The organism is Cupriavidus nantongensis (genome assembly GCF_001598055.1).
In the GTDB taxonomy this organism is placed as follows: Bacteria; Pseudomonadota; Gammaproteobacteria; order Burkholderiales; family Burkholderiaceae; genus Cupriavidus; species Cupriavidus nantongensis.
In genome coordinates this window covers 339,709-352,018 of record NZ_CP014845.1, presented here as the reverse complement: position 1 = coordinate 352,018, position 12,310 = coordinate 339,709, and the positions used below count along the sequence as shown (strand labels likewise).

Annotated in this window: 12 protein-coding genes; 3 read left to right on the top strand and 9 right to left on the bottom strand. The window is 67.3% G+C overall.

What is annotated here, in order from left to right; genetic code table 11:
* Nucleotides 1-25 precede the first annotated feature (25 nt).
* The 7 genes from A2G96_RS22955 to A2G96_RS22925 form a co-directional block, all read right to left on the bottom strand.
* Nucleotides 26-814, bottom strand: coding sequence for a GntR family transcriptional regulator (locus tag A2G96_RS22955; RefSeq protein ID WP_062802530.1), 789 nt, complete (start codon nt 812-814; stop codon nt 26-28).
* A gap of 219 nt (nt 815-1,033) precedes the next feature.
* Nucleotides 1,034-1,237, bottom strand: a complete 204-nt coding sequence (locus A2G96_RS22950) for a CsbD family protein (protein ID WP_012355231.1) — start codon at nt 1,235-1,237, stop codon at nt 1,034-1,036.
* 104 nt (nt 1,238-1,341) lie between these two features.
* On the bottom strand, nt 1,342-1,950 hold the full coding sequence (locus A2G96_RS22945; RefSeq protein ID WP_062802529.1) for a hypothetical protein: 609 nt from the start codon (nt 1,948-1,950) through the stop codon (nt 1,342-1,344).
* Between the two features lie 303 nt (nt 1,951-2,253).
* A complete protein-coding gene (locus tag A2G96_RS22940; RefSeq protein ID WP_062802528.1) occupies nt 2,254-5,376 on the bottom strand; it encodes an efflux RND transporter permease subunit in 3,123 nt (1,040 codons plus the stop codon).
* Nucleotides 5,377-5,389: 13 nt separating this feature from the next.
* Entirely contained in the window at nt 5,390-6,583 is a 1,194-nt protein-coding gene (locus tag A2G96_RS22935) for an efflux RND transporter periplasmic adaptor subunit (RefSeq protein WP_062802527.1), read from the bottom strand.
* Nucleotides 6,584-6,661: 78 nt separating this feature from the next.
* The gene (locus tag A2G96_RS22930) at nt 6,662-8,065 is read right to left on the bottom strand and encodes a TolC family protein (RefSeq protein ID WP_062802526.1); all 1,404 of its coding nucleotides are present in this window, start codon (nt 8,063-8,065) and stop codon (nt 6,662-6,664) included.
* A 330-nt stretch (nt 8,066-8,395) separates the two neighbouring features.
* Nucleotides 8,396-9,553 carry an acyl-CoA dehydrogenase family protein gene (locus A2G96_RS22925; RefSeq protein WP_062802525.1) on the bottom strand — a complete coding sequence of 386 codons (1,158 nt, stop codon included), beginning with the start codon at nt 9,551-9,553 and terminating at the stop codon, nt 8,396-8,398.
* 231 nt (nt 9,554-9,784) lie between these two features.
* On the opposite strand from A2G96_RS22925, the gene A2G96_RS22920 reads away from it, so the two are divergent.
* On the top strand, nt 9,785-10,030 hold the full coding sequence (locus A2G96_RS22920) for a hypothetical protein (protein ID WP_062802524.1): 246 nt from the start codon (nt 9,785-9,787) through the stop codon (nt 10,028-10,030).
* Between the two features lie 24 nt (nt 10,031-10,054).
* Here the strand turns inward: A2G96_RS22920 and A2G96_RS22915 are convergent, their stop codons facing one another.
* On the bottom strand, nt 10,055-10,915 hold the full coding sequence (locus A2G96_RS22915) for a LysR family transcriptional regulator (RefSeq protein WP_062802523.1): 861 nt from the start codon (nt 10,913-10,915) through the stop codon (nt 10,055-10,057).
* Between the two features lie 126 nt (nt 10,916-11,041).
* Between A2G96_RS22915 and vapB the strand changes: the two genes are divergently transcribed.
* Nucleotides 11,042-11,290, top strand: a complete 249-nt coding sequence (gene vapB / locus A2G96_RS22910) for a type II toxin-antitoxin system VapB family antitoxin (RefSeq protein WP_417926438.1) — start codon at nt 11,042-11,044, stop codon at nt 11,288-11,290.
* A complete protein-coding gene (locus tag A2G96_RS22905) occupies nt 11,290-11,712 on the top strand; it encodes a type II toxin-antitoxin system VapC family toxin (RefSeq protein ID WP_062802521.1) in 423 nt (140 codons plus the stop codon). The genes vapB and A2G96_RS22905 overlap by 1 nt, the downstream gene beginning before the upstream one ends.
* A gap of 7 nt (nt 11,713-11,719) precedes the next feature.
* On the opposite strand, the gene A2G96_RS22900 is transcribed toward A2G96_RS22905, so the two are convergent.
* The gene (locus A2G96_RS22900; RefSeq protein WP_062802520.1) at nt 11,720-12,064 is read right to left on the bottom strand and encodes a hypothetical protein; all 345 of its coding nucleotides are present in this window, start codon (nt 12,062-12,064) and stop codon (nt 11,720-11,722) included.
* Nucleotides 12,065-12,310 lie beyond the last annotated feature (246 nt).

Here is a 12,310-nt window from a genome sequence, read left to right as displayed (position 1 = left end):
TGGCTGTAGGTTGGCCAGGGGCCGGTCAGTCTGCCGGATGCGGGCGCGCGGCCAGCAGGTCGAAATCGAGGCAGACGAACTCGGTGGGGAATTCAATGCGGGCGAAATAGACGATGCGCTCGGCGCCCGCCGCCGTGGGCGATGGCACGCAGGCAAAGCGGCGCAGCTCAGCCACCGGCGCACCGACCGCCAGCGCCAGCGCGCCCGCCGATTGCGCGCCGGCCGCGACGATCGACAGCCGCTGCCGCGCGCTGCTGACCGACAGGCCGGGAAAGCGGTCGAGCACCGGCACCGACGCGCCCTGGCGGAAGGCCTCGGGGTCGCGCGCAAACACCTCCGCGTCGATATAGACCTCGCCCACGGCGAAGGGGCGCCCGTCGAGGCGGTGCAGCCGGCGCAGGAAGTGGTAGGCGGGCGCGCGCTCGCCTGCGCACGGCATACCCAGGTCGTCGGGCAGCGGCACGTTGCCGGCGGATTCGACCATGGCTTCGGTATCGAGCTGCGCGCCGACGGCAACCGCCTCATCCCAGCTGGTCGACAGCGACACCTGCCGCCGCGCCCGGCACGGCGCCTTGACGAAGGTGCCGCGCCCGCGCGAGCGCTCCAGCAGTCCTTCCTCGTCGAGCATCGACAGCGCATGGTGCATGGTCATGCGCGCCACGCCGTACTGGCGGCACAGCTGCTCCAGAGACGGGATGCGCGTCCCCTGGCGCCACGCGCCGCTTTCGATCTGGCGGCGAAAGATGGTGGCCAGCTGCAGGTAGACCGGCTGGCGGCTGCGGGACAGCAGTTCGCTGGAAAGAGGATCCGGCATGGGCAGGTGCCCGGTACCGGGCGGATTGAGGCGCCGGCGGAGGCCGGCGGGTGGTGGGGGACAGTATAGAAAGTCTATAAAGGTAGACCACTAGGGTTAACCTTGGTCGGCACGGCAGACGCCGGCAAGTGACTCGCCGGGTACGCCGGGGAAACAGCCACGCCGATCAGACAAAAAAAAAGCGCCCGGAGGCGCTTTGCAAGACCGTTGTGCGGCGTCTTACCACCGCACATCCCGTTCCCACGCCTTCATCTCTTCCTCGGCCTGCTCCTTGCTGTAGCCGTAGCGCTCCTGGATGCGGCCGGCGAGCTGGTCGCGCTTGCCGTTGATCTGCGTGATGTCGTCGTCGGTAAGCTTGCCCCACTTCTCCTTGACCTTGCCCTTGGCCTGCTCCCACTTGCCTTCGATCTGATCCCAGTTCATGTTCGTGCTCCTTGCTGTCATGGCAAGGGGGCGCCGGCGGCGTCCCCTTGCGCGTGGTGCGATGGACGGGCCGCCCCGGCGGGGCGGGACCGTGTCGAAGCGGCTTACTTGCCGTACTTGGCCTTCACGTCGGCCTGGCACTTGTCCTTTGCATCGCCCGACATCGCGTCGCAGCGTTCCTTGTCGGCCTTGTAGGCGGCGTCAGTGGTGTCCTTGCGGGCATCGGCGCGGGCTTCCGCCACGTCGCTGCGCGAACCGGTCGCGGCGGCCTTGTCGACCTTGGCGGCGGTCAGGGCTTTTTCATGCGCGGCCTTGGCGTCCTTCTTGCAGACATCCTTGTCGTTGCCCTTCTTGTCGTCGCACATTTCCTTGGCGACGTCATAGTCGCGGTCGGCCTTGGTCTTCTCGGCCTTGGCCATCGACTTTTGCGTGCCGTCGCGGCGCGCTTCGGCCTGCGCCTTGGCCACGTCGCGGTCGCGCTTGGCCTCGGCCTTGCAGACGTCCTTGGCGTTGTCCTTCATGCCATCGCACTTGGCGGAGGCAGCCTTGTAGTCCGCATCGGCCTGCTTCACTGCGGCGTCATAGTCTGCCCTTGCGCCGGTTGCAGCCGTTCCGGGCGTCGTCGCCGGTGCCGTCGTCTGCGCCAGGGCCATGCCTGCCGGGGCGGCAACCATCATCGAACACACTGCTGCGGTCAGCCATTTCTTCATCATGTCGAGCTCCTTTCCGGGTGATTGCGTAAGGGTACGCATGAGAGGCCGGCGGCTATGCTGCTGGCCATGCCGTATGTACAGAGTAGGCCCGGGGGGATGGGGTCAGCAGGCGTTGGGCTCCGAAAGGGGCGTCAGACTATTCCGACATAGCGGATCGGGCGAGGCACACGGCGCAACATGCACCTGGTTGCGGCAGGGACTGGCGCCGAATGAAACCCCGCAGCCTTTCCAGATCCCGCTTGGGTACTCCCTCTCCCGCACGAGGGAGAGGGAAGCAAACCGAGAGCGAATTTCGGGCCGGCGTTACCCCGAAATCGAAGGCGTGATCCGGTTCCCGTCAGGCGCTGCGCCCTCCTCGTCCGGCCAGTTGCGGCCCACCATCCATTCATAGAGCGTCGGCAGCACGATCAGCGTCAGCACGGTCGCGGTGATCAGCCCGCCGATGATGACGATGGCCAGCGGCCGCTGCGTCTCCGAGCCGATCGCGCGCGAGATTGCCATCGGGAACAGGCCCAGCATGGCCAGCAGCGCGGTCATCAGCACCGTGCGCAGCCGGTCCATCGAGCCGGTCAGCACGGCCTGGCGCACCGGCATGCCCTCTTCGCGCAGCTGGTTGAAATAGGTCACCATCACCACGCCATTGAGCACCGCCTGGCCGAACAGCGCGATAAAGCCGATCGCCGCCGACACCGACAGCGGGATGCCGGTCAGCAGCAGCGCGAACACGCCGCCGATCAGCGCGAACGGGATGTTCGAGATGATCAGCGTCGCGCTCTTGAACGACTTGAACGCATTGAACAGCAGCAGGAAGATCACCAGCACCGACAGCGGCACCACGATCGACAGCCGCGCCATGGCGCGCTCCTGGTTCTCGAACTCGCCCGACCAGCTGATCTTGACGTCGTTGGCGCGGACGTTCTTCGCCACCAGCTTCTGCATGTCCTTGACCACGCTGCCCATGTCGCGGTCATGGATGAAGATGCCGATCGAGGTGGTGCGCTGGCCGTTCTCACGGCTGATGTTCATCGCGCCAGAGGCGGCGCGGAAGCTCACCAGCTGCGACAGCGGCACCTGCGCGCCGTCGGCGGTCTGCATGAAGATATTGGGCAAATTGGGCAGCGCGCGTTCCGACGGTTTCAGCCGCACCGCCACGCTGAAGTGCTTCTCGCCCTCCCACAGCTCGGTGGCGGCCTTGCCGGCCAGCGCGGTTTCCATCAACTCCTGCACGTCGGCCACGTTGATGCCGTAGCGCGCGGCCTGGGCGCGGTCGAATTCCAGCACGTATTGCGGCAGCTCGCCGTCGCGGTCGATAAAGGCGCGCATCACACCCTTGACCGACTGCACGTTGGCCAGGATCTGGTCGGCCACCTTCTTGTTCTGCTCCAGGCTGTCGCTCTGCACCTTGATCACGATCTGGCCCTTGATCTGCGAGATGCTCTCGAGGATGTTGTCGCGCACCGGCTGCGAGAAATTGGGCTCGATGCCGGGCAGCCGGCGCAGGTTGCGGTCGATCTCGCCGATGATGGCGCGCTTGTCCAGGCCGGCACGCCATTGCTTCTCGGGCTTGAGGTCGACCAGGATCTCGACCGTATTGATTAGCTTGGGATCGGTGCCGTCGTCGGGGCGGCCCACCTTGGAGATGGTGGTGTTGACCTCCGGCGTGCGGCGGATCACGTTGCGCAGCAGCCGCGCCTGGTCGCGCGCCTCGTCGATCGAGACCGATGCCGGCAAGTCGAAGCTGACCCACATCGAGCCCTCGTCCAGCTCGGGCAGGAACTCGCTGCCGAGGAGCTTGCCCGCGCCCACGGTCACCACCAGCAGCCCCAGCGCCGCGCCCACCACCAGCTTCTTGTGGTCCAGCGCCCACGCCAGCATCGGTTCGTAGAGCCGCTTGCAGTGGCGCACCAGGAAGTTGTCGTCGTGCGCGATGTTCTTCTTCAGCAGCAGGTGGCACAGCAGCGGCACCAGCGTCAGCGACAGGATCAGCGAGCCGATCAGCGCCCCCGTCACTGTATAGGCCATCGGCGCGAAGATCTTGCCCTCGTGCCGCTGCAGCGTAAAGATCGGGATGTGCGCCGCGATGATGATGACCATCGAGAACACGGTCGGGCGGCCCACTTCGGTGGTGGCCTGCAGGATCGCGTGCAGGCGCGCGCGGCTGTCCTGGATCTGCTGCGCTTTCAGCTCGCCCAGGCGCTTGAAGATGTTCTCGACCACGATCACCGCGCCGTCGACGATGATGCCGAAGTCCATCGCGCCCAGCGACAGCAGGTTGGCCGGAATCCCGACCCAGGTCAGGCCGATGAAGGTGGACAGCAGCGCCAGCGGGATGATCAGCGCGACGATCGCCGCGGCGCGCACGTTGGCCAGGAACAGGTACAACACCGCCATCACCAGCAGCGCGCCCTCGACCAGGTTGCCGAACACCGTGTGCAGGGTCTTGTCGATCAGCGTGGAGCGGTCGTAGTACGGCACGATCTTCACGCCCTTGGGCAGGATCTGGTCATCGAGCAGGTCGATCTTCTGCTTCAGCGCTTCCAGCACCAGCGACGGGTTTTCGCCCTTGCGCATCACCACGATGCCCGAGACGATATCGTCTTCGTCATCCTGCCCCATCAGGCCCTGCGGCGGCGCGCTGCCGACGCGCACGTCGGCGATGTCCTTGACCAGGATCGGGGTACCGTTGTTCTCGGCCACCACCACGTTGGCGATATCGGCCGAGGTGCGGAAGCTGCCCAGCGAGCGCAGCAGGAACTGCTGGCGCCCGTGCGCGACCGCGCCGCCGCCGGCATTCGAGTTGGCGCGCTGCAGCGCCGTGAACAGCTGCGACAGCGAGATCCGCGCGTCGCGCATGCGCGCCAGGTTGGGGTTGACCTCATACTGCTTGATGGTGCCGCCGATGGTGACCAGGTCGGCCACGCCCGGCACCTGGCGCAGGTTCTTCTCGACCACCCAGTCCTGCAGCGTGCGCAGCTCCTGCGGCGTGTAGCCCTTGCCGGTCAGCCGGAAGCGGTAGATCTCGCCGATCGCGGTCGACAGCGGCGCCAGGTCCGGATGCACGCCGTCGGGCAGGTCGACGCTGCGCAGCCGCTCCAAAATCTGCTGGCGCGCGGCCACGTCGGTCGCCTTGTCGTTGAAGGTCACCATCATGAACGACAGCCCGAACTGCGTATGCGAAAACACCCGCACCGCGTTGGGCGTGCCCGCCAGCGCGGTCTCGATCGGGATCGTGACCTGGCGCTCGACTTCTTCGGCGGCGCGGCCCGGGTATAGCGTGATGACGTTGACCTGGATGTCGGACACATCCGGGAAGGCCTCGATCGGCAGGTTCTTGAACGCGGCGATGCCGCCGCCGACGAAGAGGATCAGGCCCAGCCAGACAAAGAGCTTCTGGTGCAGGGCAAAGCTGACGATGCGCGAAATCATGTGGCGATCGTCCTCAACGTTTTTCCGCCGCGCGCGCCGCGTTCACCGCGGTGGCGTCGCGCAGGATGTCCTGCAGGTAGAGGTTGCCTTCGCTGACCACGGTCTCGCCGTCCTTCACGCCTTCGAGCAGCTCGGTGGTGCCGGGCAGCGTCACGCCCACGCGCACCAGGCGGCGCTCGAAGGTGTTGGGCGCGGTGCGCACGAACACATAGTTGCGGTTGTCGGCCAGGAACACCGCCTTGGACGGCACGGCGATGCCCTTGAACGAGGCCGCCGGAAGCTTCGCGGAGACGAACATCTCCGCCTTCAGGCGGCGTTCGGGATTGGGCACGCTCAGCCGCACCTTGATGCTGCGCGCGGTCGGATCGACATAGTCGGCAATCTTGACCACGGTGCCGGCAAAGGTCTCGCCGGGCCAGGCGGCGGTGGTCAGTTGCACATCGACACCGGGCTTGAACAGCTTCAGGTCAGCCTCGCCCGCGTCAACTTGCGCCCATAGCGTGGTCGGGTCGGTGACGAGAAACAGCGGCGCGGCCGGCGGCTGGTCGGGGCGCAGTTCCATGCCGAGATTGATGTTGCGCTCGACCACCAGGCCGTCGATGGGGCTGCGCAGCGCAAAGCGCTGGTTGACGCCATCCGGCCCTGCCGCGGCCGCGCCGTACTGGCTCAGCGCCGCCCGGGTGCGCTGCAGGTCCGCTGCGGCGCGCGCGGCATCGGCCTGGGCCTGCTCCAGTTCCTTCTGCGCGATGATGCCGGCGCCATACAGTTCGCGCTGGCGCGCCAGCGCCTTGGCCGCGACCGCGCTGTCGGCGGCGGCCTTGCGCGCATCGGCCTGGGCCACGCCGAAATCCGGCGAGGTCAGCATCGCCAGCGGCTGGCCGGCCTTGACCGTGGCGCCGGGCTGCACCAGCACCTCGGTCACGCGCCCGGCAAACGGCGTTGCCACGCGCACGGTCTTGTCTTCGTTCCACACCAGCCGGCCCGGCAGGCTCAGCATGCGCTCGCCGCCGGTGGTGGCGGCCTCGCCGGCGATGCCGGGCAGCGTCTTCACGCTGGCCGGAAACTGGATGGTATTGCCGCTGACCCTGGGATCGTCATCGGCCCTGGGGGCTTCGGACTTGCCGCACGCGGCCAGCGCGAGTGCGCACAGCGACATCGCCAACAGGGCGGAAATGCGGGCCGGCAAGGCGGCGCTGGAGGATGACATGCGGTGGGAGGTGCGGCGGGAGGTGCGGCGGGAGGTGCGTGACAGGAAAGACATGAGCGGGATCGCGGGAACGGCGGTTCAGGGACGCGCGGGCGTTGCGGCAGTGCGGGCCGGCGCCGCGGTGGTCGAAGTTTGCAGCGCGGCGCGGTACGCCGACAGCGCCTTGGCGTATTCGCCCTGCGCGACGACCGCATCGAGCCGGGTCTGGCGCAGCGCGCGGCGCGCATCGAGCAGGTCGAGCACACCGCTTGCGCCCTTGCTGTAGGCAAACTCGGCGTTGCCGGCGACGCTTTCCGCGGCGGGCAGCACTTCATCTCGCATCTGCCGCAGCGACTGGCGCGCGGTTTCCAACTGGCTGCGCAGCCGGTCGATCTCGTTGCCGGCTTCCAGCATCACGCGGTTGCGGTCGTCGAGCGCCGCGTAGTAATCAACCTCGGCGCGGCGCGCCTCGCCGCCGTTGCTGTGGCGCACCGGCAGCGGGATCGACAGGAACACGCCGAAGCTGTTGCCGGAGCCGGAGCTGTTGGACGGCGAGGTCGGATAATGCTCGGCCTGCGCGCCGATGGTCACGTCGGGGACGCGGCCGGCACGGGCGAGATCGCGCGCTGCCGCGGCGGCGGCCAGCCGCGCCTCGGCGGCGGTCACGTCGGGGCGGCGCTGGAGCGTGTCAGGGTCCGGCGGAGGTACCGCGGCATCGAGCGCCGGCCAGTCGGCCACCAGCCGGTTGTCGGCAAGCGTGCCCGGCACGCCCATCGCCTGCGCCAGCAGGGCCTTGTCGCGGTAATGGTCGGTGATGGCCTGGCGCATGTCGTTCTGCGCGCGCAGCGCGTCCAGCTGCAGCTTGGTCACGTCGGCGCGCGCCACGTCGCCGGCCCGGAGGCGCGTCTCGCTGGCCTGGCGGGTGCGCTCGTACAGCGCCAGCGTCTCACGCAGCACGGCCACGCGTTCCTGGCTGGCCAGGGCATCGAAGAACGCCTGCTCCACCATGCCGGCCTGTTGCGCCACCACGGCCTGCACCACTTCGCCGGCGGCGGCGCTGGCCTTGCGCGCGGCGTCGACGCGCAGGTTGCCCTTGTTGGCCGTTTCGATCAGCTGGTCCACGCGTACCGTCGAATCCACGGTCTTGCTGCGCAGGTTGCCCGCGCCGACGCCGGCATGCGGGTTGATGTTCTCGACCCCGAGGCTCAGCACCGGGTTGGGCCGCTGCGACGCGATCTGTATGTCGGCCTGGCTGGCTTCCACGCCGCGGCGCGCGGCGATGATGGTGCGGTTGCAACGCAACGCGTCAAGGCGCGCCTGGGCCAGGGTCAACGCAGCGCCCGCGGGTGGCGGCGTGCACGGGCCATCGGCCGGTGCGGCTTGGGTGGATTCCGCGGAGTTTGCGGAAGATTGCGGATCGGTGGGAGGTTCGGCAGCCAGGCTCGCTACGGCCGCCAATACCAGCAGGGAAGCTGCGGCAACACGGGATAAGGCAAAAGGCACGGTCAGTCAGGCTCGGTTCGAAAACGGTCTGCGGTTAAACGACCGTGCCCGCCAAACGGTTCACCGGCAGCGCAAAAAAATCATCCTGCGCCACCGTCCGCGATGCGGTTGTGCGGTGTGGCTGTCTTGGTGCGCCCTCGCCCGCTGTCCTGATGCCGTCTACGTCATCCGGACACGATCTCCCGCCCGCATTCAAACCGAGCCGCTTTACAAACGGCTTTCATTCGCCTGACAAACGCCTTTATGTACGCGAAAACCCTGACCATTCTCAAAAAACGACAAACGGCACGGCCGTTGCCGGCCGTGCCGTCGGAGCTTTCCTGACTGGGTTTATGCCTTCACGCGATCATCCAAGCCCAGGCCGCGGCCGATGATCTCCTTCATGATCTCGCTGCTGCCGGCATAGATGCGTGAGATGCGCGCATCGGCATACATGCGGCAGATGCGGTATTCCTCCATATAGCCGGCGCCGCCGTGCAGCTGCACGCCCTCGTCCACCATGCGCCCCTGCAGCTCGGACGTCAGCAGCTTGGCCGACGCCGCGGTCTCCACCGTCAGCGTGCCGGCATTGTGTTGCAGCACGCACTGGTCGACAAAGGTCTGCAGCGCATCCAGTTGCGCGCGCAGTTCGGCCAGCTTGAAGCGCGAGTTCTGGAACGTGCCGATGGCGCGCCCGAAGGCCTTGCGCTCGCGCACGTAGTCGAGCGTGATATCGAACGCCACCTGCGCCGACGCCATGTAGCCGCAGGCACCGATCAGGCGCTCTTCGGCCAGATGGCGCGTCAGGTAGCGGAAGGCCTGGCCGGGTTCGCCCAGCACGTTGGCCTTGGGCACCTTGACGTTGTCGAAGAACAGCTCCGAGGTGTCCTGCGAGTGCAGGCCCAGCTTGCGCAGCTTGCGCCCGCGCTCGAAGCCGGGCATGCCGCGTTCGACGATGAAGAGCGTCAGGCCATGGCTGCGCTCCGGGTCGGTGCGGGCCACCACGATGACCACGTCGGCCAGTTGGCCGTTCGAGATATAGGTCTTGGCGCCGTTCAGCACCCAGTGGTCGCCATGGTCCTCGGCACGGGTGCGGATGCCCGCCAGGTCCGAGCCGGTCTGCGGCTCGGTCATGGCCACGGCAAAGATCGACTCGCCGCGCGCCGCCGCGGGCAGCAGGCGCTGGCGCTGTTCTTCATTGCCGATGCGGCCGATGTAGGGCGCCACCAGGCGCGAGTGCAGCGTGCCGAAGAAGCCGGAGTCGCCGTGGCGCGCGTTTTCCTCGATCAGGATCTGCTCGTAGCGGAAGTCCTGCACGCCGGCGCCGCCGTATTGCTCGTCGGCCCACATCAGCAGGTAGCCCTGTTCGCCGGCCTTGCGGAACACCTCGCGGTCCACGCAGCCCTGCTCGCGCCAGCGCTCGCCGTGCGGGCCGACCTCGCGCTGGTAGAAGCGGCGGGCGGATTCGCGGAAGGCGTCGTGTTCGGCTTCGAAGATCAGGCGTTGCATCGGGGGTCTCCAGGTGTTGTGCGATAGACCGGGCCAGTGTCGGTCGGGAAGCGCCTACGAGATTCGTCGGAACAGATGAATTTTCTTGACGTCTCCGCACGGCCCGGGCTGGTCTGAAAAGCCGGTTCAATGCAATTTTGTTGATATGAACTGCAAATAACTTTCATTTACCCGCCGGCACGCTTTGTGCCAATACTGGAACCACGGATAACGATTCGATGGAGCGGGAACATGGAAGCCATCCTCTGGATTGGACTGGCGCTGGCACTGGTGGCGCTGGGGGGCAGCGTCACCTGGCTGATTGGCACGCGGGTGCCGGAACCTGTCTTTGCGCGCGCGCAGTTACACGGGCGCTTTGCCGGTCTGGAACCGCGTCCGCCACGCAGGGGTGGCGGCGGCCGGACGCGACGCGTGCGGCAATGGCGCCTGGTGGCCGTGCCCGCGCCTTCGGCTCAACTGGTGCCGGTGCGAATCTGATTGCCGGGCGGCAACGCCCGAGCACTATTGCGGGAAGTCCCAGCGCTGCGACCAGTCTGATTCTTCCCGCACGATCTCGCGCAGGATATCCACCGCTTCGCGCGCCGGGCCCGCAGGGGCCTCCGCGCAAACCAGAAACACGGGATACGAAAACTCCGGCGCGCCGGCCACGCGTGCCAGCGCGCCGCTGTCCAGATAGCTCTGCGCCACGCGCGTGCGGAAATAGCCGCTGCCGCCGTACTGCAGGATGTACTGCAACGCCAGCGGCCCCAGGTTGAAGTACAGCGACGCGCGCGCGTGCTCCGGCAGCGCGCTGTCATGCTGGCGGCGGAACTCCGGACCCCAGTCGACATAGACATAGCCGCCGTCGCGCTGCGTCGAGCGGATCAGCACCAGCTTCTCTTCCATCAGCGCTTCCACGTGCATGCCGGGCGCGTATTCCGGCTGGTACACCAGCGCGGCATCGAGCGCGCCCGACTGCAGCCTGCGCTGCAGCTCAGCCCCCTCGCCCACCTCTGCCCGCACCGCCTGCGCCGGCATGCGCTGGCGCAGGCGCGTCGCCCATAGCAGCACCAGCGGATTGCCCAGGCTGATCTCGGTGCCATAGCGGAACAGGCTGGCCAGCCCCGCCGGCAACGGCAGCTCGCGGCACGCCGCCTCCCAGGTCTGCACCAGCTGGCTGGCGTAGCCGAGGAAACGCTGCCCGTCCGGCGTCAGCCGCGCCCCCGCCTTGTTGCGCTCGAACAGCCGGCAGTTCAGCTGCGCTTCCAGGCTTTTGATGCGCGCGGTGACTGCGGTCTGGGTGACATGCAGCTTGTCGGCGGCGGCCAGCAGGCTGCCGTCGCGCACGACTTGCAGAAAGGTGCGGGCGAGTTCGATGTCCATGGTGGCAAAGGATCGGGGTCGACGTGGCGCATTGTAGACAAGAGTAGCCGATTGAGAATCGGCCCATACACACCTGGATGTACTTCTGCTGCGATGGTGCTATGCTTTGTACCTACAAGGATGTACATGGAACTCTCGATGCCTTTCACCCGTATCTTCCGCAATGGCAATTCCCAGGCGGTGCGCATTCCCGCGGAACTGGCCTATCCCGACACCGACATGCAATTTGAGATCGAGCGGATCGGCGATGAGCTGCGCATCCGGCCCGCGCAACGGCGCCTGACCGGGCTGCTCGATGTGTTCGCCGCCTTCCCGGACGACTTCATGGCGCCAGGGCGTGAAGACCAGACCCAGTCCGAGCGGGAGGGGTTCTGATGGCCAGGTATATGTTCGACACCAATATGTGCATCTACCTGATGAAGAACCGGCCTCCCCAGGTCGCCGAACGCCTTGGCCGGTGCTTCGAAGGTGACGTGGTGCTGTCCGCCATCAGCCTGGCCGAACTGGAATTCGGCGTCACCGTGTCGCGCGATCCGCAGCGGGCCCGGCGCGCGTTGCAGGCGCTGGTCGGGCGCGTGCCGGTGCTGCCGCTGAATGCGGCGGCGGCGCGCGCTTATGGCCCGGTCCGCGCCGCCACGCGCGAACGCAAGGCCGACGCGCTGGACAAGCTGATCGCGGCGCATGCCATTGCCGAAGGCCTGACCGTGGTCACGCGCAATGTCCGCGACTTTGCCGCCTATCCCGGCCTGCGCGTGGAAGACTGGACCGAGGGCGAGGTGGCAGTGACGGGCAGATGAAGCCTTGTCATTTCCGCACCAATTCCTGATCCCGGCCGGCTTGCGCCCGCACGCTGCGCGCCTCGCGTGGCGGCCGCAATGGTGCGATGCCTTCCGGCTCCTGCCAGGCCAGGCCATTGTCATAGCCGGTGGCCGCGGCCTCCAGATAACCGGGCGCAAACTTGCGCTCCGGTGTCACCGCCTGCACCGCGGGCGCGGTGGCGACCTGCGGCGCCTCGGACTGCGCGCAGGCGACGCTGTTCAGGCATAGGCCCAGCACGCGCAGCAGCGCCACGGCCTGGCGCGAACGGTGTCGGATGGCGGACGGGCGCGACGCGGCCTGCCCGTTCTGGCATGGGGGTCGGGTATTCATCGGGATTCTCCGGGAAGCCATTGCTGGCAGGTGGCACAACGAGCGGCGCGCCGCGCTCGCTGGCTATTGCGCAATGACTGTGCCACCAGGCTAAGCCTGGCTGCAGCGGGGATTGCTGCACTTTCCGGGGATGAAGTGGTGGCATCCGGCCGACGCTGGCCTCGGGGGTGTCGGTTGGCGTCCAACACCACGGGCGATTAGCAACTGTGGCCGGGCAGCCTGCACTAGTTGAACTCTGAAGAAACC

Excerpts from the sequence above, each read along its gene's own strand:
- A2G96_RS22950 (WP_012355231.1), bottom strand. The coding sequence starts at position 1,237 with ATGAACTGGGATCAGATCGAAGGCAAGTGGGAGCAGGCCAAGGGCAAG.
- A2G96_RS22915 (WP_062802523.1), bottom strand. The coding sequence starts at position 10,915 with ATGGACATCGAACTCGCCCGCACCTTTCTGCAAGTCGTGCGCGACGGC.
- A2G96_RS22955 (WP_062802530.1), bottom strand. The coding sequence starts at position 814 with ATGCCGGATCCTCTTTCCAGCGAACTGCTGTCCCGCAGCCGCCAGCCG.
- A2G96_RS22945 (WP_062802529.1), bottom strand. The coding sequence starts at position 1,950 with ATGATGAAGAAATGGCTGACCGCAGCAGTGTGTTCGATGATGGTTGCC.
- A2G96_RS22905 (WP_062802521.1), top strand. The coding sequence starts at position 11,290 with ATGGCCAGGTATATGTTCGACACCAATATGTGCATCTACCTGATGAAG.
- A2G96_RS22925 (WP_062802525.1), bottom strand. The coding sequence starts at position 9,553 with ATGCAACGCCTGATCTTCGAAGCCGAACACGACGCCTTCCGCGAATCC.
- vapB (WP_417926438.1), top strand. The coding sequence starts at position 11,042 with ATGGAACTCTCGATGCCTTTCACCCGTATCTTCCGCAATGGCAATTCC.
- A2G96_RS22935 (WP_062802527.1), bottom strand. The coding sequence starts at position 6,583 with ATGTCATCCTCCAGCGCCGCCTTGCCGGCCCGCATTTCCGCCCTGTTG.
- A2G96_RS22900 (WP_062802520.1), bottom strand. The coding sequence starts at position 12,064 with ATGAATACCCGACCCCCATGCCAGAACGGGCAGGCCGCGTCGCGCCCG.
- A2G96_RS22940 (WP_062802528.1), bottom strand. The coding sequence starts at position 5,376 with ATGATTTCGCGCATCGTCAGCTTTGCCCTGCACCAGAAGCTCTTTGTC.
- A2G96_RS22920 (WP_062802524.1), top strand. The coding sequence starts at position 9,785 with ATGGAAGCCATCCTCTGGATTGGACTGGCGCTGGCACTGGTGGCGCTG.